We start from the raw sequence: 24,447 nt of genomic DNA, 5'->3' as shown, positions 1-24,447 counted from the left end.
AAAGGCAATTAAGTGTACATCAATTCACGTTGTTTTTTTATTTCATCACTTGCCAGGTACTCATCGTACGTCATCATTTTGTCAATCAGGCCATTCGGCGTAATTTCCATGATGCGATTCGCTACGGTTTGGATAAACTGATGGTCATGAGATACAAAGAGCATCGTCCCGTCAAAATCAACCATACCATTGTTAAGAGCCGTAATCGATTCCAAATCCAAATGGTTGGTAGGTTCATCAAGAATTAAAACGTTGGCACCACTCATCATCATTTTGGACAGCATGCAGCGAACCTTTTCGCCCCCTGATAATACACTTGCTTTTTTCAGTGCTTCTTCACCAGAGAAGAGCATGCGACCCAAGAAACCGCGCAAATACGACTCATCCTGCTCCTTCGAATACTGACGCAGCCAATCTACTAGGCTCATATCCGAGTTGAAATAAGAAGTATTATCCTTCGGGAAATACGCCTGTGTGGTTGTTACACCCCAAGTGAATTCCCCAGAATCAGCTGGAGTTTCACCCATCAACACTTGGAACAATGTAGATTTAGTATTCCCATTTGGTCCTACAAAAGCAATTTTATCACCTTTGTTAATCGTGAAGCTGATGTTGTTGAATATTTGCTCTCCATCAATTGATTTGGACAGCTTCTCGACAGTTAACAGCTGTTTGCCCGCTTCGCGTTCAGGTTGAAATTTAATAAACGGATATTTCCGGGTAGACGGCTTGATATCCTCCAAAGTAAGCTTTTCCAGCTGTTTTTTCCGCGAGGTCGCTTGCTTAGATTTGGAAGCATTAGCACTAAAGCGTTGAATAAATGCTTCTAATTCTTTACGTTTCTCGTCTGTCTTTTTGTTGGATTCTCTTGTAAGCTTGAGCGCTAATTGACTGGACTCATACCAGAAATCGTAGTTACCCACGTAAAGCTGGATTTTGCTAAAATCAATATCGGCAATGTGAGTACATACTTGGTTTAAGAAGTGGCGGTCATGGGATACTACAATTACAGTACCTTCAAAACGAGCAAGGAAATTTTCCAGCCAATTGATCGATTCAATATCCAAATGGTTGGTAGGCTCATCCAGCAGCAAAATGTTCGGATTTCCGAACAAGGCTTGTGCAAGCAATACACGAACCTTCTCGTTACCGCTTAATTCCTTCATTTTTTGCTCTTGCATTTCCTTGTTAATACCAAGTCCGATCAATAGCTCAGCGGCATCCGACTCCGCTTGCCAGCCATCCAAATCCTGAAATTCGCCCTCTAAATCAGCAGCACGCATACCATCTTCTTCAGAAAAATCCTCTTTGGCATATAAAGCGTTCTTTTCTTCCATTATTTCAAATAGACGCGAATGGCCCATCATTACAGTTCGCAATACTTCTACTTCATCATATTCGAAATGATTTTGTTTTAAAACTGCCATCCGTTCACCTGGGGTGATGCTGACTTCCCCTTTATTGGCTTCCATTTCACCGGATAAAATTTTAATGAAAGTCGATTTACCGGCCCCATTGGCTCCGATTAAACCGTAGCAATTTCCTGGAGTGAATTTGATATTAACATCCTCAAATAGCGCTCTTTTGCCGTATCGTAAAGTTACATTTGAAACTGTAATCATTAATTATTCCCTACTCTCTTAAATTATTGCTTTGACGCATTAATTGCTTCCAAACATAAATTATAGCATAAGAAGCCTGTCTATTCCCAATGGAAATGCAAAATTTTGAATGTTTTTAAGTAAAATACAAGATTTACTGCAGCAGAATCACCGTTTAAGAGCAATTTCTTATAATTTATCAGAATTTATAACCGTTTTCAGCGGAGCGCTGAACCATTCTGACGTTGCAAGAAAAGCTATTCTAAGACCCTAATGTACTTACATTGAAAGAGCTGCAAATAGAAGCTTTTCTTATTTATTGGCCTCTATTTGCTCAACTAGCTCCGACAATTCAGCCCAACGGTCCATAGTCTGCTCCAACTGTCCAGTCAGCAGCTGCTCTTCTGCGAACAGCTCCTGCACTTTTCCGTAATCGCTGCCTGCTCGCTCTATTCCTTGCTTTACCTCTGCCAACCGATTCTCGATTGTTGCCATCTTGCTTTCAATCTCATCCCATTCCTTTTGTTCCTTGAAGGAAAGCTTGCGAGGACGCGTATTTTCCTTGCGACTTGAATCAATCGGTGCTGAGGATGTTACAGCGTTATCCTTAGACTGTGCTGCAGAAGCTTGCTGCTTACGATCGATTGCCTCAGTCTGCTCCTCAGAACGGACCGTCTCCAAATATTCAGAATAATTACCCTGAAAACGCCTTATGCTGCCATTCTCAAATGCAAACAGATGATCAGAAGTCCGATCCAAAAAGTATCTATCATGCGAAACTGTGATTACAGCACCCGGGAAATCATCCAAATATTCCTCTAAAATGGTCAAAGTCTGAATATCCAAATCATTGGTAGGCTCATCGAGCAGCAGAACATTCGGCTCCCCCATCAGAGTCCGCAGCAAATATAATCTACGACGCTCTCCACCTGACAGCCTACCAATAGGCGTCCATTGCAGCGAAGGTGAGAACAGAAAGCGCTCCAGCATTTGCCCTGCTGTGATGGATTCACCATTAGCCGTACGGATCACCTCAGCGACTTCCTTAATGTACTCAATAACCCGCTGCTTCTCATTCATTTCTACATTCTCCTGAGTGTAGTAAGCGAGCTTTACGGTTGTGCCAGTATCTATTGTACCTGCATCCGGTTGAAGTCGACCCGCCAGCATGTTCAAAAATGTGGATTTGCCACTGCCGTTAGGCCCGATGATACCAATTCGGTCATCCGGCATTACAATATAACTGAAATCTATAACCATATTTCTTCCCTCAAAAGCTTTCGAAACATGCTCCAGCTCCATTACCTTTTTACCAAGTCGGCTTGCTCCAAGCGCCATATCCAGCTGCTCAGACGGTCCATTGACCTTGCGATCCCGCAGTTCAACTGTCCGGTCAATACGCGCCTTTTGTTTAGTCGACCTTGCTTTGGCCCCGCGGCGGAGCCATGCAAGCTCACGACGAAGCAAGTTCTGACGCTTGTCCTCTTCAGATGCTTCGCGCTCCATGCGTTCGGCTTTTTTCTCCAAAAAAATCGCATAATTACCTTCATAGCTATATAACTTTCCGTGATCCAACTCAAGTATTCTATTAGTAACGCGGTCCAGGAAATAACGATCATGCGTCACGATGAGGAGAGCTCCCTTCCACTTCGACAGGAACTCCTCCAGCCACTCCACTGTTGTATGGTCAATATGGTTAGTTGGCTCATCCAGAATAAGCAGATCAGCAGGTTGAATCAGAACTCTTGCCATGGCTACACGTTTACGCTGACCTCCAGACAGCACACCAACTTTTTGTGTGAAGTCCTGAATGCCGAGCTTTGTCAGTACTGTTTTTGCTGTTGTGCTAGCTTCCCAAGCATTGAGTGTATCCATCCTCTGCTGTACCGCAAATAAACGCGATTGCCGCTTTTCGTCCTCAGGCGCTTCTTGCAGCGCTGTTAACGCCACTTCATAATCCCGTAATGTTTGCATCAGCGGTGTATCTCCATAGAACACCTGCTCCAGAACGGTAGAGCTGGAATCAAATTCAGGATTTTGTGGAAGATATTCAACTCGGAAATGATTGGCATGCACCAGCTTGCCCGAATCTACACTTTCTAATTTCGCAATTGCCTTAAGCAGTGATGACTTGCCTGTTCCATTTACCCCAACAAGACCTATTCGTTGCCTTTCGTTAATATGAAATGAGATATCGTCGAACAGTATTTTCTCTCCATAGCTTTTGTTAAAATGCTCTATCGCTACTAAACTCAATGATTACATCCCCTTTGATTCGTTAGTCAAACAAGGCTCCATTACATAAGCCGCCAGCAGAGCAATGGTGTTCCATATCGCTTCGCTATGTGTACGCTCCATACTGTGAGAAGCGTGCACTCCTGGTCCAACCAATGCTGCTCTAATGTTGCTTCCTCCACGTAAAGCAGCGGATGCATCTGAGCCATATTGTGGATAGATATCTACAGCATAAGACAACTGCTCCCTTTTGGCCAACTCCACCAGCTTACTGGTCATTTGATAATCATAGGGTCCTGAGGAATCTTTCGCACAAATGGAAACATCAAATTCCGTGCAAGACAGATCATCTCCCATTGCCCCCATATCAACAGCAATTAACTCATCTATTTCCGGTGGGAGGAAAGCCGCACCATGCCCCACCTCTTCGTAGGTACTTATTAACAATTGAAGTGTAAAGGCTGGAGTAATGCTTTCACGCTTCAACAGCTCTAATAAACCAAATAATGCCGCAACACCGGCTTTATCATCCAAATGACGCGATTTAATATAACCATTTCGCTTAAATTCTGCTCGTGGGTCGAATGAGATAAAATCGCCAACCTCGATACCTAACTGCTTAACATCCTCGACCGTCTTAACAGCCTCATCCAGTCTAATCTCCATTACAGCTTCTTCCCGCTTCAGTTCCCTTGCGTCACTGTATACATGTACGGAAGGCTTCGTAGTCAATATAGTACCGTCATAGCTGCGTCCATCCCTAGTATGTACCTTGCAGTACTCATTCTCAACAGCACCCATCATATACCCGCCTACCGAAGTAAACCGAAGGGTACCATTGGATTTGATTGAGCGGACCATGGCCCCCAAAGTATCGACATGGCCTGACAATCCGATTACGCGCTCCTTCTGCTTACCCGGCACGCTGATTATTCCACAGCCTTTTTTAGTATAGCTTAAGGAATAACCTAGTTTCTCAGCTTCTGAAGCAACTAACTTCATAATATTATGGCAATAACCGCTCGGACTCGGAGTTTGCAGTAATTGTTCCAGAATACGGTGCACATAAGCTTGATTAATCTTGGATTTCAATGGAATCCCCCTCTTTAGTATATGCGTTCAAAGTTAGTCTTCCGGAGGAAATCCAATGGAGGCTTCGAAATAGCTACCTCGGAAAACCTATAAGTATTTGCTTCCGACAATTTTTTCATGTAAGCTTACAAATGACAAAATGAAGGAGGTTTATTGCCCAATGTCTGAAAACTTACCACCAAAAACCTGTACAATTGAGCGTTTAGTTACTAAGGAAGATGATGTAGAAAAAGTAATCCGCGGCGAAAAAACAGCCACTCGTCGAAACGGCCGTTATGCCGATATCGGTGAAATCATGGAATTAAAAGGCCAAAAGTTCGAAGTACATAAGGTCTACCAGCAATCGCTTGGTGAACTGACAGACGAGGCTGTTCAAACTGAAGGCTTCGATAATGTGGAGAGCTATAAAAATCACATTTTATCCATGCATGCCGGTATGCCTTGGCTTCCGCACATGAAGGTCTGGGTACACGAATTCCGCGCAGTATAATTAAGGTATAAACCTTATACCTTCTATTCAACGAAACAAAAACAGTGTAGTCTTCAATAAAATGAATGCTACACTGTTTTATTAACCTTTTCAAGTTTGGAGGCTTTAAATTTGTATCCCTGGCTTGTCTTTATCCACGCAGTAAGCTCATTAGTTTCTATCGGACCTTTTATTGTACTTATCCCTATGCTTTCCAAGCTTCGTACCGCGGAAGGAGCTCTGCTGCATTCCTACTTGGATTCATTTCATTTCGTTGTCCGCTTATCTAAACATTCAGGTCACGTCCTCGTATTCTCAGGACTTCTGCTGCTTTGGCTTGGTGGATGGCCATGGACTACACCTTGGATTGCGGGAACGTTCATTGTACTGATTGCTTCATTATTTTTTATGGCCCGCGCCTTTTCGCCCACGATCCGTCGACTTAGACAACCCGAGCATGACCGAAAAGCATTGGTAAACAAACTGTCACGCTCTTTATATTACTACATGTCCATTCTGTTAATTATGTTATGGATGATGATGATGAAACCGGCTCTTTGGTGAATGTGCATTCACAGGAGCCGGTTTTTTTTGTCTAATATTAAGATTGAAAGTCAACGCAAACGCTAGTACCGTCAAGCACTTGTTTCATGTGTTCTTTTACGCCCAGGTGAAGTGGATGTACGTCATAAGCTTGAAGGTCCTCAAGCGATTCGAATTTTGTAATCAGTGCAATATCATAAGAACGTTCCAAATGAAGCACATCAAGACCTACTTCAATATATTTTAAAACAGGAATTTTGCCTTCCATATTGGTCAGCACTTGAGCTGTCGCTTTAACGGCTTCCGGGCTGCGGTCTTTCAGTTTAAAAAATACGATATGAGTTATCATTTAAATAATCGTCCTCTCTTATGTTAAGTGTTTGTAACAGCTTGGTTAGACCATTCTTCAACATCCCATACTTTAGTAACCCAATCTTCATAAAAGTCAGGCTCATGGCATACGAGAAGAATCGTTCCTTTGAACTCTTTCAATGCACGCTTAAGCTCTTCCTTAGCAACGACATCCAGATGGTTCGTCGGCTCGTCAAACAGAATCCAGTTGCTCTCCAGCATCAAAAGCTTACAAAGACGCACCTTAGCCTGCTCCCCACCGCTCAGCATGCTCATCTGACGTGTGATATGCTCATTCTTCAGTCCGCAACGGGCCAAAGCGGCTCTTACCTCATGCTGATTCATGCTTGAAAATTCATTCCAGACATCATCGATTGGTGTCAAATTTGCAGCTTTTACTTCCTGCTCAAAGTAGGCGGGGAATAAATAATCTCCTAAATACGTTTTACCGCCAAATGCGGGTATCTTACCCATGATTGTCTTCAGCAGGGTGGATTTACCTACACCATTACAGCCGACAACAGCGATTTTATCCCCGCGTTCAATCGTCATGTTCATCTTGGGCAGCAGCGGAGAATTGTACCCGATCACCAAATCCTGGCCCTCAAAAACCGTTTTGCCGCTTGCGCGAGCTTCTTTAAATTGGAACGTAGGTTTAACAGCAGATTCAGGACGGTCTATCCTGTCTACTTTATCCAACTGCTTCTCACGGCTTTTTGCGCGGCCTGAGGTGGAAGCTCTAGCTTTGTTCTTCTGGATAAAATCCTCTTGCTTTTTAATATATTCTTGCTGTTTTTCATACGCATCAATGTGCTGCTGTTTGTTCATATCTGCCATTTGCAGAAATTTCTCGTAGTTAGCTGTATAACGAGTTAGCTTAGTAAACTCCAAATGATAAACAATGCTTACCACCTTGTTCATGAACTCAGTATCATGGGAAATCAAGATGAAAGCATACGGATAATTTTGCAAATAGTTAGTCAACCAATCGATATGCTCAACATCCAAATAGTTGGTCGGCTCATCCAGGAGCAGTGCAGTAGGTTGTTCCAGCAGCAGCTTCGCCAAGAGAACCTTGGTCCTCTGACCACCGCTTAGCTGTGCTACATCTCGGTCCAAGCCGATAGCATCCAACCCAAGTCCATTAGCCATCTCTTCTATTTTAACATCAAGCAGGTAAAATCCGCTGTTCTCCAATCGATCCTGAATTTCGCCCATTTGCTCTAGAAGCTTCTCCAGCTTCTCTGAATCTGCATCCCCCATTTGCTCGGTTATGCGCATCATCTCTGCTTCTTGTTCAAAAAGCGGAAGAAAAGCATCATTTAAAACATCACGAATGGTTTTTCCGGGAGTCAGCTTGGTATGTTGATCCAAATAGCTGTATTGAACCCTAGGAGTCCATTCCACCTTGCCTTCGTCCTTTAACAATTGACCTGTCAAAATATTCATTAGCGTGGATTTCCCAACACCATTAGCACCTACTAAACCAACATGCTCACCAGCAAGCAATCGAAAAGAAACCTGCTTAAACAAAACTCTGTCACCAAACGTATGACTTAAATCTTCTACTGTCAACAAACTCATTGCTTTTCGATTATCTCCTGTCTATTGTAAATAAATGTATTTTTCGTAGAAATTGAAATAATAACAAGACATTTTATTATATCACTTTCTCCATTCGACAGGGAATAGAATGTTAAAATTTTTACATCGATGATACAATCGCTTCCATGGCGTAAGTGTCGATGCTGCCGAACGAAGCAAAAGTATGCTTATATTATCATTTGACCGCTTGTCCAACGCTTTGTCGATCAGCAAATCGCAAATATTTTGCAAATCGGGTTGCATTTGCTCGCCTTCACGTAATAAACGCTCAATGCTCATATCAGACACACGATTGTAAAAGCCATCGCTGCAAAGAAGAAATGTGTTGTGCTTTGTATAGAAGCCGGTTCGTTTGATAAGCTTCAGTTCCTTTTGCATGCCAAGGCATTGCAGTAGCACATGACGTTTCGGATGCTTGAGCGCTTGCAGTCGAGTCAGTCTGCCTTTACGAACTTGTTCAGCAGCCCATGACTGATCTTTTGTTATCTGTGAGATCCTGTTCTTACGACTTATCTTGTAAATTCGACAATCACCTATATGACAAATAAAGTAGGTCTCACTAAACAAGAAAACGAAGGTCAGAGTAGTCCCTATCCGACTTCCGAAGAGCTTACCCAATTCGATAAGCTGATTATTTATATCATGAAATAAACGATCCGTGGAAGGAGCAAGAGCTAACCAAATATTTTTTGAACGAAGCAAAGCAGGAAGCTGCTCGTCCAACCATTGCTTAACCGTCTCGAGCGCTGTCTCGCTGGCTTGGCCTCCATCACCGCTACCACCCATACCGTCAGCAATAACGGCTACAGCATACGGTTCCCCTTTATCAGTGGAGCCGATGCGTAACAATGAGCGGTCCTCATTGACCATCCGAAACCAACCTGAATGGGTAGCGACTCCATACTGCCAGTTAATGGCAAATGTTGTTTTCAACCCTACAACCCCATTTTAAACGTATAATCTGAATTTATTATTTTTACTATATCACCTTCTTGCAAAGAATACATCCGGTACGGCACCAAAATTTCTCCATTTAAACAGGTTCCATTCCGTGAACCAAGATCCTTCACCCAGAACCCTTCATTCTCGCGAACAATTTCCGCATGAAGTCGTGAAATACCTTCTTCATCTTGTTCAAGGTCTACCTGACCTCCAGGTCTACCAATTACAAAAGCTGATTTGTTGATTAAAGCTTTCCTAGGAACCCCTTCACTAATCCATTCCAAATAAGGAGCTAAACCTTGAGATTTTTGCTCATGTGTTTTATGTTTTAAAAGTACAGTTGCACCAGAAGGCGCCAGAAACGTTGTTCGCTGTTCAAGACTTCTGTAATATGTACTTGATATCGGAGCCGAACTCTCTGTTGGCTTACTGGCAACTAATTTTGATTCCAGTCTTGATACGGGAGGGAAAAATGCATCTACTGGGGGAAAGCTTGGATTTGTAGTCGGTTCTCGCGTTGGCACAAAAAAAGGTACCAAACTGCCTCCATCCGCGGTATTTCCCCATTGTTCCTCTTCATTATCCTGAACCCGTCCAGATTTCCAGAAATCTAATTCTATATCTTCATCGTCCTTCAATGACGGCTTCCGCACCCACAAAATCCAATAAACTGTGTCAACAGCAAACAACGATAAGCCGGAACATATCATTAACCATGCTTCGCCCGAATGATCCAAATACAGCTTCCATATTAGGCATAGACCAAGAAAGCCAACCAGCATAACTGGGATAAAAAGTTTTCTTCGAGGTTCTGCCTGCGGCAATACTTCTTCTCCTTTATCCGATAAAAAAGTTGAAGATGGAGCACTTGAGTGCTTCGCTTCTACGGTGGCTCCACTAGGCGGTGCAGATAACTTTGCTTGGGCATCCTTCTCCTGCTCGGTAGGAGCAGGACTATTTGCATAATTTCCAACATAACTAACAGATTGCTCCATAGTCATCTGCTTTTTTTCTTTTTCGGGTGCTTGTAATGAAGATTCCAACCGCTTGGCAGTCACTCCATTCTCTAATACATTGTTATTAGAACTACTATAATGCTGATTCATATGTTTTTGGAGTAATTGCTTTAACACAGGCAAATTAAAGGATTCATCCATCAAATAATTCATCAACTCTTGATATCCGTTACCGGACAACTCAGAAACTTTATGGATCAATCTTGAGGCCAAATGCTGTAAATCCGCAGATACGGCGTTTTTTTCAATTAACAATTCTTTGGGAATATAAGTAAGAAACAGTTCATTCCAATCATCGCTGCAGTAAATATAATCCTCCTTTAATACATACCTTCCCTCCTGCAGCATGTAAATGTTGCTCGAAGCAACAGTATCAACAATCCGATATAGTAAGGTAAAAAACTGTTTGAAATTTAAGCTTTCAAGCCTCAGCCAATGTGTCAGCATTCTTTTGCCTGTAATGTTGTAATAAAGCTTGATATGCTGATTGATTTCCTCTATTTGCAATTCAAGCAGTTGGGGAATTTTGTTGACCTGCAGCATGTTAACCTGGAACTCGGATAGTTCATCCCTGCGTATTCCTTCATGTGAAGATAACACCATAAAATGTCCATTACGTGTAACAAAGTCCACTTTCAAACCATACAGTTGAGAATTCATCGTTTACACCTCCTTACATTATGAAATTTGTAGGTAAGCGGCGGTAGCAGCCGCAGGGAGCACTGCCCACATAAAAGGAAAACGTAGATTTTGTGCTGATTTTCCGAAGTCCTTCAATTGTTTCGTATCTTTCCAAATAAAGAAAAGCAGCAGCATTCTAGCAATTAAAATACCCCTACTCTTCCATTCCCATCTCCACAGTAGTATCAGACAACTGATGCAAGCGGCATATACAATCGAGTACATAATACTCTGCAGTACAAATTCCGCGCCTGTTAATGCTCCAAGTGCGGCAAATAGCTTAACGTCACCCGCTCCTACCGCATGTATCCAATACAATAGCCATAGAGGGATAAATCCTAATACCGCTCCCATCAACGCAAAACTTGCTCCTGAATAACCTTCAGCCGCTATATGCAGCAAAATTCCTATTATTAACCCTGCAGCAGTTATACGATTTGGAATTTTTTGTTTAATAATGTCCGTTGCAAAAGCAATTACAATCAGCCCTCCACTCAATACAGCAGCTATCATCAGCCTCCCCCTACCCATGCACGCTCAAAAGCCTTTTTACGAATAAAAATCTTCTTTCTGAAAAAGGGGACATTCAGCAATAGCTCATACTCTGCTTCGATCCCAATAAATACATTTTCTTTATTGCTAAAGTCAGGCAATGTAAGATTAATGACCTTGAGTCTTTCCTTCTTTAGCCGTGTAGGATTAGCGTACAGCGCAACAATAGGAACAAAAGCATTGTTCAATAAGGGTTTATAGATGGCCTCTATTTTCTGTTTAGTTTCATCTGTACCCGCTTGTGCAAGCTCTTCAAGATGCTCCCTTTGCGTTTTCTCCCAACTCATCAGTATCATCACCGGTTCTGGAATCCATCTTTCGTACTCATCGACAAATTGCTCTGTATCAACCGCAGTTTGTTTCACCGATTGAATTTTCCCCAAAGCTTGATCGATCCAACCACTTGCGGAGCTTTGATTCCATTTGCTTTTGGCATCAGCATACAGCAAATCAACCGGATACATATTGACTGCCAAAACCTTAGTCGTCTCCGACACAGCCGACTGTAATGCCATTTCAGTCAACGATATCTGGATAAAGGCTATAAGCATAAGAACAAAAGATAAAAACAAAGGTAACACTAGGGCAGCCTCCAGTACGATTCCGCCCTCCTGATTTCGGATAAGCCTCATTTCCCACCTCCTAAAAGTTTCGCTTTCGCGAAACTTGCTTCGTATGCTCACACTTTGGGAAGTTAGTAAGCCATTACACCCGTTTTAGTGATGTGACATCGCCCCCCAATCACCTCACATGAATATAAACCTGCAGCCCCTAAAATTTTCATTAGACTTGGTAAAAACCATAGTTTTACTGAAGTAGTCGCTGTTCCTGACAAATAAGTAGCACTTTGCTCTAATGGTACTCCAGTATTTAATTCAATCAATGATTGCATACGTGAAAGCAGTACCTTGTCGCGGCTATGCAGCAAAAGAAATATACGCAAGTAATCCTTGTACGACAAGCTAAACATACTGCCTAATTTTTTAGACAACGGTACCTGCTCTCCCTGCACCAGTTTGATCATATCCATTTGAGCTTTTACCGCACCTTCAGCAACAGCAGCCAGAAACACAAGCAATGGAGAGCCCACATTCAAGGATTGAATATGCGGTTCTGTGAGGGCTTCAGCAGTACCGACAGCCAGACGAAAAACAAACATTTCCGCATACGCGGCAGAATAATTACCTAGGCAGGAATTTGCTCCGTATAACAGATATTCCAGCTCTTGATTCACTAAGATGTGGCTATCAGGCTGCGACAATTCTTTGGAGATTTTGAGTTGACCGGAAATATCCTTTTCCAAGCCCAGTGTTCTATAGTTGAATTTACTGATAGCAAATTCATCCAAATAAAATTCATCTCTAACATCTGTTAGAACAGACTCAATAGAAGAAATCAGGTTCATTGCACTCATTCCAGCTTTATCTGCGTTATCAAGATTAAGCTCTGGCAAAGGCTGCGCCAAATCGTTTTCTCGGTTTGCTCTCATGTAGCTTTGGTAGAAGCCTGAACTACCTTTGGCAGGATCTCCTTGTAAAGTAACGTAGTGATCTTTAAACGGATCCGTTACACTAACAAGACTGCAGCTACCCATCGCCTTGGTAACTTGATCCAAGTAAGGCTGTGCTTTACTGCGCTGTTCACGTTTGGAAGTAGCTATAGCGGACTTATTCTTATTTCGTTTTGTTTCCTCTGCCCCTTGTTTCACATACAACTGGTTTGCCTGCTTCCAAAACAATTGGTTCGCGCTGTCTGCATTCCTATAATTGTCTGCGTCAAACAGCAAAACGCTGCCAAGCTGAGCCTCCAGTCCTGAAAAGACCGCAACGGCTCCCGCTGCTTGACTCCCGTATTCATCCAGCTCCTGCCTTTGAATAGTATGTATCCCTTGAAATGCTTGATTAGCCAGATATACAGAAGAGGCAGCTGTCTGCTGAGTATCTACCGAACGTAATTGTTCGTTCAACTGATCGTTAGCAGCTTTTGCTTTTGCCAGTGCTTCTTCAAATAATTTCAATGAAGCTTTAAGATCAGAAAAATCTTGGGTCGATTTTATTTTCAGTAGAACTAACAGCTCTGTGTACTTAATTACATCCTCTAGTAATTGATCTAAATCCTTAATTTTATCATTGAGATCTGCGATTTGAGATTTCAATTCGGATTTGGTGTCGTACAAACTATCAATCGCAGCTGCTGCGCCCGCCCCTGCTTCCATTAATGATTTTATTCTTCTGTCAATCCTTTTTACCTGATCCTTTAGTTCAGTCAGATCCTTTCTAGCATTCTGAAGTGATTGCTTAACCTCATTAACTGTATTAATTCCAACTTTACCGCTGAGCTCGTTCAATCTGGCTAATTGGGTCTCATAGTAAGGATGTAACGATGATGCCTTCTGATGGATTAAAATCCATACATCCCATGCTCGATCGAGCTGCTCGTCACGTTCTTCGATCAAAGCTTCAATTTTTACCGCATTATTCGCAAATTGGGAGGCCTGTCCCATAGTAGCGGCCAAGCCTGTTTTCTTAAATTTATCTGCGATCTCCAAAGAATAAATCATTGGCGCACGGTATTTCATTTCCTCCAAAATTTGCTTTTTAAAAAGAGTGTGATTCGCAAGTGTATACATCGAGGTTATGCTCGACCCATTCGTTTCCAGCCTTTGATCTATGAAGCTGAAGCCACCCTTTGTAACAGAATCGGACATATTGGCTGAGACGGTTTTCATGAACAATGCCTCGGATTTCTCCTTTTCCTGTTCCAGCGCGTACAGACCATAATTGTGCAGCTGTGGGGAAAAAGCAGAGAGGGTTGAGCGAACTCCGGTTTTCACCGCATTTTCCGCTTCCTTCTCCGCCACCTTAAGACGTGAAAAATCGATCAAGAGGGCGCACAACAAAAAGACCGGAACCAAAATCATTATCAAATACAACGAAACCGCTCCGTGCTGCTCCCGGACCAGCTCCCTCCAACGAATCACGTAATCTCACTCCTCTCATTAGAAAAGTCAATTCACGGGCAATTCCGTCAATTATTCATGAATGACAATCACAATCCCTTTCCTCTCCAGGTCCTGCCTCAAGCCTGCTGATAGCTTCACCTCACTATTTTTGGTCTGCTTAAAAAAGTGCCAGACAACTCCTTTAACTGCAGTTCCATCTTGTAGTAATTGAGCATCCTTCGGTATTTGTTCATTGCGAAGCTGGCTTTCACTAAACGTATAGATGGCCTGATGCGCAACCTGATTAGCATCCATAGCATCCACTACACGCTGCGTAGTTGCATTTACTTTAATAGTTCGCTCACTGCCATTAACAAGTGTTTGCAAATAGGCAACCGCTGTTTTATGGCTGTTAATAACCACCGGTTTCGAAGGTGTTGATTTGGGCTCAACTAACGTTAAAAGCGCGGCACTCGGCTTGATTCGGCCCTTAATTTCTTGAATAAAGGTACGAGTGAGATCAATAACACGGATTGTTTCTACAGGATCTACCACTTGGGCAGCAGCTGTAGATTGCACATCGCTAGCAAGTCGATGCTCTACATAGTCAGGTGAATGAAAAGGTTTGGCCAGTTGAACGCTTACTTCCCGACTAATCCCATTATTTCTATATTGCATCCAGCCAGTCCAATCCGATGAAACAACAGAACCCACCCGCCGCAGCTTCTCCACTGGTCCAGCGTCCGCATTCTGTTTTCCCGAGACAGGCAGCTTTATTTGTGCCGCTGGGTTGGGGATCAAAAATGAAAATAGATCGGATACACTATCACTACGAAGACGCCAATACAAACCATCGTTCTCTCCAAGAGTGAAAGCACCTGTGATAGGATTCTTTTTGCTGTTATCCCAGACGAACGCAGCACGATCTGCCGCAATTCCTGCCGTTTGATAAGCAGATGACGTTTGGAATACAAACATCGCTAAAAACAACAGCGAGATTGTACTCAATAAGATAAGCGGAAGAACAAAGCTCGCTTCGATTGTAAAGCTTCCTTGGGTATCTTTAAGCCACGGCTTCATTCTGCAACATGGCAACCGAACAACCACGATACTTCTCCATTCTCTATGGACTGATTGAATTTGCATCCGTACCAATGGTACCCGTTTGTACGTTAATGATGCAAGAAAATAAAGTTTGTTAGTCAAATCCAATAGTTCCGCGGTTTTTAAAAAATTAAAGCAGATAAATAAGTTCGTTAATTAAATGTCTTTTTCAATAATGAGTTCAGAAAAATGGAAAATAAAGTTTGTTATTACTGTTTACTTTTTGTAAAGCCATCCTTCATAACAAATATTAATGACAACATAAAAATGACCAAGACTATATATATGTCTTGGTCATTTTATGCGAAGTGTTTATTCGTCGTGGAGTGTCCTAGTGAAAAAATGTTTTATTGGTCGGAAGTATGTATTTCTTAAATAATTAAGTGGATGGGAATTTACACATTTATTAATCTTTTATACTCTTTATACCAAGAAACAAATTCATCAATAAGTTTAGTACAATTTGGCATTCCATCCCAATATTTACCTAGATTAACACGATCGTTTACTCCTAATCGTTTAAAAATAGTATTCCGACCAACACGTCCTTTCGGAGGATTTAGCTTTAATTGATCGATAATATTCAAAACCTTCAAAGACAATACATTATCTTCTTCTTGCCAATCTTTTTTTTTCTTGATTGCCCGCTTTTGAGGAAGATTATGTTCAGCCCAGCTTGAATCATTTTTTAGTAAGTAATAGTATGAGTTGTAGCCTATGATCTCGCTAATGCTGTACCTGTTTATAGATTCATTGTTATCCATTATTAGTAATATTTGGATTTTAATCGTATTCAATTTCTCTTTAACATAACCAGAATACACGGGTAAACTTTTGAAAATTTCGGCATCCCCATGCTTCTGATATAAATTTACATATCTTTTTATCGTCTCATGGCGAACTCCAAGTTCTTTTGCTGTTTGATTAATAGATTTTGTTCTTTCAAAAATTACAATTAATTTTAGGAACCATTCAAATGTATATGTTTTCTTAACACCTACATTCTGTTCAACCTTAGTCAAAGTTTTTCTATAATATTTATTTTTAGCTTTTGAATTTTTCAATTTACTTTGTTCTTTTTTCCATTTAGGTCCATAAAAAAGTATTTTTATTGGGCTTTTTGGAATATTTAGAATTGAATATGTAAATTTACAAATTGGACATTCCAATATTGTATTTATATCTTTCGATTTAGTTTTACTACGTTTGCATTTTTTAATAATTGGTTCCTCAAAAAAATCGCAATATTTATTTTGACAATTCCATGGTCCACTACCATACGGAATTTCCATTGCAATTTCGGGAAGATTATTTTCAAAAAAACCAGCAGCTTCTCCGAATAAAACTTCCATTATGCACAAATGTACAATTAAATCTCCTGAGATATGAGTTAAATATTGCGTTTTATTCGAAATATCTAGTAGATCCATATTCAATTTACTTAATATATAATTCACTTCTTGAAGTATCAACTTATTAAGAAATTTGCCTGAACTATTTATGAAACCTCTCTCAAATGCAAATGCGCGATATCGGTCAGAAATATCTTCCGAAAACAATAATTTCTCATTATTCAACAAGTAATCCACTTTATCTAATAGTATTTTTTCATACTCACTCAGTGTACACATTTTAACTTGACTGGAATTCTCAAAATCAAATCCACACTGACATTCTAACTTATATATTTGTGAAGTCTCTGTGGCTAGCATCCTATTACATCCGGGGCATCTCGATTTTAAATCAATTCCATGGATAGCACACTTGTTTATATTTTTAAACTGATGCATCCGATGTATATATATATCCCCATTATGATAATCTTCAATAAGGCATTGCGGGCAAAATGAAATTTCATCTTTAAGGAAAGAAAACAATAAACTAAAAAAGATAGTAGATGATCTTTTACCTTGAAAATAACTCAAAATTTTTATATATACTTCTTTATCCTTGAAAGTTCTTATTATAGGAACATAAGTATGCCGGTTTATAAAATATTCTAAAGTATATTTAGAATTATTGTTTTCAAAAATGTTATTCACAAAATAATCTAAGTTCTCTGGAAACACAGTAGTTTTACCAGAGCTCCGATTAAATAATGACCTAATGGTATCACTAAATTGAGTTTTTGCTGAAAGCATATGCATTCTTATAACTATACTTCTAATATCTTCATCATTGTAAGTCGTTACAAAAAAATTCATCTTAACTTAATATCTCCTTTAGCAATAAACTCCCTTCATATTATTTCCATTTTCCAGGAGATTATCCCCGGTTTGTAACTTGCACCGGCTTGAGATACATGCCATGCCTTGAGAACGATAAATTAAAAGAGACCACTCATTTATTGGTGGCCCATCTACGTTTGATGTATGTTACCCAGCTTCTCGAAGACATTGAATATGGCCAATCCAGCTTTTCATTCGCTCTTACATCTTATAAGCTACCAGCTGCTAAAACATCTTCTTTGATATCAAAGTTCAGTTGACTAACTTTCTTCTTATCAATATTTTTAACTTCAACTCTTTGCCTCTTCTCAACCTTAACTTTAATCTTAGCGTAAGCTTGAAGAGCTAAACTCTTTAATTCAGGCAATATAATATTTTTGTTTTCCTCAATGAGCGAACGTACAATTATCTCAGCATGATTTGCAGGAACTTGTGCTTCCATCAACCATTTAGTTGCTTCATATGATATATCTACAGAATCCATTTTTGAATTAATCTCTTTTGCAGCTTTGCCAGCCTTTAGTTCCTTTTTAGCTAATTCAGCGAGAGCCGAATTGAAAAATTTATCAATTTTGAAATCTTTAATATAAATGTCTTTTAAGGCTTCAAGCTTTGCATATTCATTAAGCTTAAGCGCTAACAATACTGGTTTTAAAGCACTTAGTTCATTCTCAAATACATCTCGGATAATCTGAGGGGTAAGTGATTCCACATGTGAGTTAATTGCCCTCCACTGAGCAATCATAAATAACTTAATGGCGATGTCCGTTACGCCTTGGGAATATTCGTACATAACTTGATTTAATACTTCATTCAATTCAACTGGCTGACGAGTCCATTGATACTTCCACAATGCCCCTAAAAAGAGTTTCCATTCAAGACCTACTTCTGAATCAACAGGCGCATCTAATGATCCATAATCCATACGCTCCCAAAAGAGTACTCCAAAATGCTCACAAGCCCTCCGGAGTTGTCTAAATTCTTTCGATAACATTTCCCATGCTTTGTTAGTTCCAATAAGGACAATAGGTACACCAAGCATATTTTTTAGAGTAACAAAAAAGTTTAGCATGTGTTCTTCTTCATCCGTATTTCCACTTAAGTGCTGAATCTCATCAATAATTAGAACACCAATCATATATGTCGCGCATAATTGGGCCATTGTAGGAATCATTTGGTCAACAGTACCTCTTTTTACGAATATATCATAATGATCATCCCCTACGAGGTCCTTAAGAATTTGAAAGAAATTCAGGCATAGACCCCTAATCGAACCTTTTGGTGGACATTCTAGTTTTAACCAAACGATCTGTGTGGAGGTAATGCTTTGTCCCTTATATTGACCATGTCTAATAACCTGTGCGGGATACATTGTCATAAGGATGTTATTGATAGCTGTTGTTTTCCCCATTCCCGAAACTCCAATTATTGACAGCCCCCCTCCAGAAGTTTTGTAAGATTTCTTATCAAACGATATTGATTGAGAAGTTAACCTTGCTTCTTTAAAGGCTTCCATCGCTTTGGAGACATTCTCTGCCGCTTCATTTCGAATTCTCACACCATTTACAGTGAGAGGATTTCGATCAACATAACCATCTCGAATCAATATAGATATGCTTTGCTCTATTCGGAGATGATTTTCAAGTGGTTGTACGAGCCTCGGAAGATCATAAATACAATGAAGCCTTAATGTTGGATTTCTAGATCTATCACGATCGTGGAATGCAACTTTCTTGGTAAGTTTCTTAATAACCACAGGAACATCGTGTATCGGTTGTAGCGCTTCGATTAAAGGGTTTTCACGGTATTTAGCAATTTCTGCCTTTCTATAGGAGGCTACAACATCTGCTCCTCTAAGATAAGAAATCCTTTCTTTAATAGACTCCATAATTACCACCACCTAATTTTTAGTTTTGTGCTGCTAACAAAGCTTGAAGTCGTGAATTTCCTGAAGATTGCCTTTTTGGATTTTCAGCAATCACTTCGGCTTGTTCAATTGAAGTACTGTCAACTTGAACTTGTTGTTCAGGTAATTCATTATTCGTTTCAACATGTAAAAAGTTTTCTGTTCTTCGTAGCATTTCTTTTTCAAATGCTGTACGCTCTGCAATACCATCTATTAGTTTTGCATTACTCAAACCACTTTCCTGTTTAAGCGCTTTAGCCATTTCAACAACATTGTCCCTGCGATAGCCCCGCTCCGCTTCAGCTTGTTCTTCGACTTCTTTATACAGCTCTTTTTCTAGACTAATTACTTCTTCAATATGTTCGAATTCATCCCAAGTCTTTTGCTTAGCATGATGATTAGAATCAACCATATCGAGTGGAAGATAACCAATACCGTTATCCCCCTTTAAAATGACCTTATCTGTAAACCTCGGATCAAATGCTATATTAAGTTTTTTTCCCATACGAGGATTTCCGTCTACAAACCATCCTTCTCGAACTGCTTGTTCGCATTTGTAGTGAATACCTTTAAACTTAATACCTAGATTCGTAATTCTGCCTGTTTCAGTTGGTAATAAATTATTCTTTAAAATTTCTTCATCGAAACTTCTGAAGCAGTGCCCCTTTCGTTTCATTCCCCACTCTAATAAATCACACGGAATTGGCTTTACTCCTTCAGCAATCATATCTTCATCTAGTGCATACCCCTCCATCCAGTGATAGTTGTTATGCCAAATGGCTAAGTCATAGATGATCTGTGAAAACTCATTTAGTGTTAAAACAGCTTTCAATCTTGGATCCGGATCTCCCCTCCGCCGCATTTCAATTGAAACTTCGCCTGGTAAACGAGAAATTGCACTGACATTGTAGACATTAAAAAAACTTTCAACCAACGCCTTCCAATCAGCACGATATGGCGCCATATACTCAATATCAATACCTAGTAAAGTTCGAAGTCCGGTTGTTTTCGTATTTAACAATTCTCCTCGGTCTGCAGTAAATTGTCTCGGTAAGCAAGCCAAGGGCCATTCTTCTGGTGTAATTGTCATTCCAATCCTCTGACAGAGATCAACCTTCGAAGAACCTGTGTTATATATTGCCATTGCAGCCCCTATGTATGACCTTTCAAATCCAATATAGAGTCCAGCAATATAGTGACTGAACAAATCAATAACACTGTAAATTACCGGCCGTCCAATTGGTAAGAATTCGCGATAGCTACTTGCTAAATATAAATCAGCAATTGTGGAATCAATATGGAATATAGAACCTGGAACCAACGCTTGTTTGGTCTGATTACCAATTTTCGCCCTTTTATCCAAGTTAAATCTTCGTTCACCAATCAGTGCTAATGAAGAACCGATAAAGTTAGACTTTTTAGCTTTATCTACATGGTAACAATAAGTTTTGAACTCTGGTCTTTGTTCCCTTGGCAAGAGAATCGGTTTAGATTTCCCGTTCTCTTCTTCATAATGGCTTATAAAAAAAGTACGTAACATCTTTTTAAAGGATTCACGCAATGAAAGTTTTTCTCTAAGATGAAATTTCCTATATGCCACCATCATATGCTTATGAATGGTGGCATCCGTATTAACTCCGACTTTCTCGGGTTCGAGTTTTGTGATTTTTCGTTTCCGGCCCCTTTTTTTCGTATCTTGAGTCGCTAATTTATTACTTCCAGGCCCCCCACTTTTATCGTATCGATTAAGCATTCCTATCTTTAGCTTCCCTGACCTCCAATACTTTTTTAAAAGTCTGTGCACCTTAGGCATGGAATAAGACGATTTTTCAACACATTCGTTCACCATAGGACCACGATAGTCACTCATGAAAATATAGGGCTCATTTTCTACATATTCCTTAAGGAAATTCCATGCTTCATCTAACTCTTTTTTCCGTTTAATCGGCAAAAGCTCGTACGTCATTTTTTCTGCTTCAGATATGTAATTCACAATTCGAGCTTCATCAGACACTAAAGCAGTGGTTACATCTTCGATTGATCGTTTGAACGGAAAGTCATCCTTATTTAAATCGATTACATAAAGTAGATCTGATATATGAGATAAATATATAATTCGCTCAAACGTAGAGTTATTATCTTCAAATGGTGCCCATTGCAGTACTTGGTTCGTAATTAATGATTGCATCTAATATTCCCCTTAGCACGGAATTGTTATTTTGACTTGTTTGCAGGGATTAAACAATTGAAGCATATCAATATTTAATTTTTTGTTAACAATTAAATGCTTCAAAAGTGTAAGACTAGTACTAGCTGGAACATTATAATATTTGTCCATAACATCTGTTAAATTTGCTATAATTTTATTACTTCCTGGCAAAAGCTTCATTAGTTTCTCCTCCATTGATTTCAAAGTAACTTCATCTATATTAGGAAACAAGCCAAATTTGCTCTTGGATTTATGCAACATTTGAATATTTTGAACCAAGGGTATGTGAATAGAATTTTCCGTCACAACATTCCACTCCACGCCTCTTCTTGACCAATAAATCTTTTCAATCAATTGCTTTTCTGCAGTCCGACGCTTATTAAGTGCATTTTCATATTTAATAGACCTCGCTTTAATTACTTGACCGTATTCAGATAAGTTGGTTATTACATTGTCTGTTGTCATAACAATATCGACCTTGGTTTTCGGATCTGCGGGGTGTTTGATACCAAGTTCAGCTGCAATAGCTTGCGTTTCTTCTCTAGGTAGAAGTGGGAACTGCTCTCTCATATCGACGACACTATCGTCCCATTCCAATAAATAAAAATACATCGCTTCTAAATTTGATAAGAAGTGATGCTCCCGTTCCGTTTTCCAACTGCTACGAATACTTGATTTCCCTATAGATGGTACTTCATGAACACGAATCCATGGGAGATAAGCTGAGCCTGTCCCGCTACCTCTACCTTCTTTTAATCGCTTCGCTATGGTATTTTCATCAACTGCATACTTGAATTTTGCCATTGCAGTCAACCCTCCAGTTGTTATACGTGCATATTGAATAATTTTTCCAGTAAAAATAATTTTATTCATGTGCGCCTTTTAGCCTGACTGTGTAAGAGAATCAGTTTATAATAATGAACACAATTTCTCGTAAACGGATCATCAAAGTATCTTTTCCCTTGCAAAGTTAATTTTATTTTCTTTATATTATCGAGGACGACATTCAGCATTTCCACCAACATTGATGGCCTCCTCTTAATTTTGTGATTTGCAAATGAACTCAATTTATTAAGTAAACCATATAAAGTCTCGTTAGTAGCAAGTGCTTTAATGGATGTATTGCATGTTCAGCATGGATACATCCTTTTCACCATGCCGGAATATTATTATCGCATCTCAACAACTCAAGAAATGGATGTGAATAAATCCTCTTAAATGATGATATCTTGCGAGAACGCTATATAGTAATTCATCTGGATAAAGGTTAGGGAAAAAGTTCATTGTTGGTTTCACTTTCCAATTAGAGAGATCCCTTTCTCAATAGAACGAATAATAAATATTGAAATCTTTGATGTATCCGGTACAACATTTGCAACAAATATTTCCCCATCATATATAACCTTGATGCTTTCTTCAGCCTCCTTTGAGTAAATAACTGGTAGTAACCAAGTTCCATATAGTGCTGCTCGATAGAACCACTGTCCTTCAATTGCTTTAGGGCATGTGTAAAACAGCTCATTGATATAAATACCCATTGGAGTGACCAATGCAAATGTAAATATTTTCTTCATCTCAAAATCACCTCATTATATGAATTTAGGTTTCTATTAATCTAGTAAAAGAAGATTAGGACTTTTCAGCAAAGCGAAAACAACCATGGTCCATTTGTTTTCACCTGTTAAAACTAATTACTGTTCCCTAATTGCATAGTAAAACAAATTATTAACTATTATTCCCCTCGATTTAATAAATGCAAATTTGAATACCTTTGCTCATTCCTATCACCTCATTAAATTGGATTAACATTCTATGAATCTAGTAATAGTAATACCCTTACAAACGCATTTTTATACTTATAAATAGTATTTTGTTTTATAATACTTATACGATCGTGTTTCAATTGCTACCCGTTGTCTACACTTTTATTGAGGTGTAAAATATATGGGCGACATTTTAAAAATTGTTGGTGCTAGAGTTAGAGATATTCGTAAAGATCGTGGTTTAACTCAGGAACAATTAGCCGAGGTGTCTGGATTCCATTTTACTTACGTAGGGGCAGTAGAACGTGGTGAAAAGAACATCACTTTACTTAATCTTGAAAAAATGGCTGAAGCATTAAATACTGAAGTTCAGGAACTGTTTAGATATGCTGGGCTTGACTTAGGGCAAACAAGCAAACAAAGAGATCTTCAAGAAGTTCTTAATTTACTCATGCGTCAATCAAATGAGGAGATAAAGAGGGCAAAATTTATTTTATCTGAGTTTTATAGAAGTAAATAAGCTTGCATAAGGTTATCCCTAATTTGTGGGATAACCTCTTTTCGAATTATTGGGTCAACTTAACGTGATATAAATTTTTAATTATCTTCTGATTAACTTTTTGGCAATTGTACATAGCCTCTTGACGTTGTGAACACGAAGCAACGTAAATTGTTTTGCTGCCGTGATGGACCACCTTAATGAATTCATAATTTTATGGGAACATGTGTGACTTAACCCATAACTTTGCCGCTTTGGAATGCTTATGCTTCCAATTTAACATGGCAAACTTATGCTTCCAAAATGAAAAATCCCTTGAGAGTTAAGGACTTTTGATGTTCCATCCTTTTTTCTATATCTTTGGGACAATAAAAATGAGTCCGCATTATTTACAATAGTACATGACCGATACCTGTCATCTTTTGCAATCAACACAAGGAATTTATTCGTAAAATTACTACTTTTCCGTTATCCTCACATGTATCCTAAAAATAACGTCGATACAATTCTCTCCGTCGTTCACCCCGCAACTGAGCATATATCTGAGTGGTTGATGCTTTTTCATGCCCAAGCATCCCTTGTATAAACTCCAATGGAGCACCATTATCTAACAGTTGACAAGCATAGGTATGCCGAAACCGATGTGGGTATACATTTGCAGCTACTTCACCTCGTGCTGCCAATAGTTTTAATGAGTGACGGATCGTTGG

At 39.6% G+C, this 24,447-nt stretch carries 20 protein-coding genes; 3 read left to right on the top strand and 17 right to left on the bottom strand.

Features of this window, described 5'->3' with window-relative positions; translation table 11 throughout:
- Positions 1 to 8: 8 nt before the first annotated feature.
- The 3 genes from GC093_RS11360 to GC093_RS11350 form a co-directional block, all read right to left on the bottom strand.
- Entirely contained in the window at positions 9 to 1,622 is a 1,614-nt protein-coding gene (locus tag GC093_RS11360; RefSeq protein ID WP_171651996.1) for an ABC-F family ATP-binding cassette domain-containing protein, read from the bottom strand.
- Positions 1,623 to 1,913: 291 nt separating this feature from the next.
- Positions 1,914 to 3,857, bottom strand: a complete 1,944-nt coding sequence (locus GC093_RS11355; RefSeq protein WP_171651995.1) for an ABC-F family ATP-binding cassette domain-containing protein — start codon at positions 3,855 to 3,857, stop codon at positions 1,914 to 1,916.
- A gap of 3 nt (positions 3,858 to 3,860) precedes the next feature.
- Entirely contained in the window at positions 3,861 to 4,928 is a 1,068-nt protein-coding gene (locus GC093_RS11350; protein ID WP_171651994.1) for a M42 family metallopeptidase, read from the bottom strand.
- 160 nt (positions 4,929 to 5,088) lie between these two features.
- Here GC093_RS11350 and GC093_RS11345 point away from each other — a divergent pair, with 160 nt between their 5' ends.
- Together GC093_RS11345 and GC093_RS11340 are read left to right on the top strand one after the other, a co-directional pair.
- Positions 5,089 to 5,418, top strand: a complete 330-nt coding sequence (locus tag GC093_RS11345; protein WP_171651993.1) for an ASCH domain-containing protein — start codon at positions 5,089 to 5,091, stop codon at positions 5,416 to 5,418.
- 111 nt (positions 5,419 to 5,529) lie between these two features.
- Positions 5,530 to 5,961 (top strand): DUF2269 family protein, encoded by a 432-nt coding sequence (locus GC093_RS11340; protein WP_171651992.1) that lies wholly within the window; start codon positions 5,530 to 5,532, stop codon positions 5,959 to 5,961.
- A 37-nt stretch (positions 5,962 to 5,998) separates the two neighbouring features.
- Here the strand turns inward: GC093_RS11340 and GC093_RS11335 are convergent, their stop codons facing one another.
- From GC093_RS11335 to GC093_RS11275, 13 genes are all read right to left on the bottom strand, one after another.
- A complete protein-coding gene (locus GC093_RS11335) occupies positions 5,999 to 6,289 on the bottom strand; it encodes a Dabb family protein (protein ID WP_171651991.1) in 291 nt (96 codons plus the stop codon).
- A 23-nt stretch (positions 6,290 to 6,312) separates the two neighbouring features.
- Entirely contained in the window at positions 6,313 to 7,875 is a 1,563-nt protein-coding gene (locus tag GC093_RS11330) for an ABC-F family ATP-binding cassette domain-containing protein (RefSeq protein WP_171651990.1), read from the bottom strand.
- Positions 7,876 to 7,956: 81 nt separating this feature from the next.
- The gene (locus GC093_RS11325) at positions 7,957 to 8,829 is read right to left on the bottom strand and encodes a PP2C family protein-serine/threonine phosphatase (RefSeq protein ID WP_171651989.1); all 873 of its coding nucleotides are present in this window, start codon (positions 8,827 to 8,829) and stop codon (positions 7,957 to 7,959) included.
- Between the two features lie 2 nt (positions 8,830 to 8,831).
- Positions 8,832 to 10,514 (bottom strand): DUF6382 and FHA domain-containing protein, encoded by a 1,683-nt coding sequence (locus GC093_RS11320; protein WP_171651988.1) that lies wholly within the window; start codon positions 10,512 to 10,514, stop codon positions 8,832 to 8,834.
- Positions 10,515 to 10,532: 18 nt separating this feature from the next.
- A complete protein-coding gene (locus GC093_RS11315) occupies positions 10,533 to 11,048 on the bottom strand; it encodes an A24 family peptidase (protein ID WP_171651987.1) in 516 nt (171 codons plus the stop codon).
- The gene (locus GC093_RS11310) at positions 11,048 to 11,719 is read right to left on the bottom strand and encodes a TadE/TadG family type IV pilus assembly protein (RefSeq protein ID WP_171651986.1); all 672 of its coding nucleotides are present in this window, start codon (positions 11,717 to 11,719) and stop codon (positions 11,048 to 11,050) included. Before GC093_RS11310 ends, GC093_RS11315 begins: the two co-directional genes overlap by 1 nt.
- Positions 11,720 to 11,781: 62 nt before the next feature.
- Positions 11,782 to 14,067, bottom strand: coding sequence for a hypothetical protein (locus GC093_RS11305; RefSeq protein ID WP_312886507.1), 2,286 nt, complete (start codon positions 14,065 to 14,067; stop codon positions 11,782 to 11,784).
- 51 nt (positions 14,068 to 14,118) lie between these two features.
- The gene (locus GC093_RS11300) at positions 14,119 to 15,108 is read right to left on the bottom strand and encodes a hypothetical protein (RefSeq protein WP_171651985.1); all 990 of its coding nucleotides are present in this window, start codon (positions 15,106 to 15,108) and stop codon (positions 14,119 to 14,121) included.
- Between the two features lie 419 nt (positions 15,109 to 15,527).
- Complete coding sequence (locus GC093_RS11295; RefSeq protein WP_171651984.1) at positions 15,528 to 17,336, bottom strand: TnsD family Tn7-like transposition protein; 1,809 nt, start codon at positions 17,334 to 17,336, stop codon at positions 15,528 to 15,530.
- 232 nt (positions 17,337 to 17,568) lie between these two features.
- Complete coding sequence (locus GC093_RS11290) at positions 17,569 to 19,248, bottom strand: ATP-binding protein (protein WP_171651983.1); 1,680 nt, start codon at positions 19,246 to 19,248, stop codon at positions 17,569 to 17,571.
- A gap of 19 nt (positions 19,249 to 19,267) precedes the next feature.
- Complete coding sequence (locus GC093_RS11285; protein ID WP_171651982.1) at positions 19,268 to 21,454, bottom strand: TnsB C-terminal domain-containing protein; 2,187 nt, start codon at positions 21,452 to 21,454, stop codon at positions 19,268 to 19,270.
- A 12-nt stretch (positions 21,455 to 21,466) separates the two neighbouring features.
- The gene (locus tag GC093_RS11280) at positions 21,467 to 22,348 is read right to left on the bottom strand and encodes a TnsA endonuclease N-terminal domain-containing protein (protein WP_171651981.1); all 882 of its coding nucleotides are present in this window, start codon (positions 22,346 to 22,348) and stop codon (positions 21,467 to 21,469) included.
- A gap of 419 nt (positions 22,349 to 22,767) precedes the next feature.
- The gene (locus GC093_RS11275) at positions 22,768 to 23,049 is read right to left on the bottom strand and encodes a hypothetical protein (protein WP_171651980.1); all 282 of its coding nucleotides are present in this window, start codon (positions 23,047 to 23,049) and stop codon (positions 22,768 to 22,770) included.
- Between the two features lie 370 nt (positions 23,050 to 23,419).
- Here GC093_RS11275 and GC093_RS11270 point away from each other — a divergent pair, with 370 nt between their 5' ends.
- Entirely contained in the window at positions 23,420 to 23,758 is a 339-nt protein-coding gene (locus GC093_RS11270; protein WP_171651979.1) for a helix-turn-helix domain-containing protein, read from the top strand.
- Positions 23,759 to 24,222: 464 nt separating this feature from the next.
- Here GC093_RS11270 and GC093_RS11265 read toward each other — a convergent pair.
- Positions 24,223 to 24,447, bottom strand: a 225-nt coding sequence (locus GC093_RS11265; RefSeq protein WP_171651978.1) for a tyrosine-type recombinase/integrase, incomplete at its 5' end; no start/stop codon positions are given.

Source organism: Paenibacillus foliorum, from assembly GCF_013141765.1.
Lineage (GTDB): Bacteria > Bacillota > Bacilli > Paenibacillales > NBRC-103111 > Paenibacillus_S > Paenibacillus_S foliorum.
Note: the sequence above shows the minus strand (reverse complement) of the source record. Positions and strands in the feature narration are given on the sequence as shown.

Coding starts and splice junctions, on each gene's coding strand:
- GC093_RS11295 (WP_171651984.1), bottom strand. CDS start 17,336: ATGAATTTTTTTGTAACGACTTACAATGATGAAGATATTAGAAGTATA.
- GC093_RS11280 (WP_171651981.1), bottom strand. CDS start 22,348: ATGAATAAAATTATTTTTACTGGAAAAATTATTCAATATGCACGTATA.
- GC093_RS11300 (WP_171651985.1), bottom strand. CDS start 15,108: ATGAAGCCGTGGCTTAAAGATACCCAAGGAAGCTTTACAATCGAAGCG.
- GC093_RS11320 (WP_171651988.1), bottom strand. CDS start 10,514: ATGAATTCTCAACTGTATGGTTTGAAAGTGGACTTTGTTACACGTAAT.
- GC093_RS11335 (WP_171651991.1), bottom strand. CDS start 6,289: ATGATAACTCATATCGTATTTTTTAAACTGAAAGACCGCAGCCCGGAA.
- GC093_RS11290 (WP_171651983.1), bottom strand. CDS start 19,248: ATGGAGTCTATTAAAGAAAGGATTTCTTATCTTAGAGGAGCAGATGTT.
- GC093_RS11285 (WP_171651982.1), bottom strand. CDS start 21,454: ATGCAATCATTAATTACGAACCAAGTACTGCAATGGGCACCATTTGAA.
- GC093_RS11310 (WP_171651986.1), bottom strand. CDS start 11,719: ATGAGGCTTATCCGAAATCAGGAGGGCGGAATCGTACTGGAGGCTGCC.
- GC093_RS11345 (WP_171651993.1), top strand. CDS start 5,089: ATGTCTGAAAACTTACCACCAAAAACCTGTACAATTGAGCGTTTAGTT.
- GC093_RS11360 (WP_171651996.1), bottom strand. CDS start 1,622: ATGATTACAGTTTCAAATGTAACTTTACGATACGGCAAAAGAGCGCTA.
- GC093_RS11315 (WP_171651987.1), bottom strand. CDS start 11,048: ATGATAGCTGCTGTATTGAGTGGAGGGCTGATTGTAATTGCTTTTGCA.
- GC093_RS11270 (WP_171651979.1), top strand. CDS start 23,420: ATGGGCGACATTTTAAAAATTGTTGGTGCTAGAGTTAGAGATATTCGT.
- GC093_RS11275 (WP_171651980.1), bottom strand. CDS start 23,049: ATGAAGAAAATATTTACATTTGCATTGGTCACTCCAATGGGTATTTAT.
- GC093_RS11330 (WP_171651990.1), bottom strand. CDS start 7,875: ATGAGTTTGTTGACAGTAGAAGATTTAAGTCATACGTTTGGTGACAGA.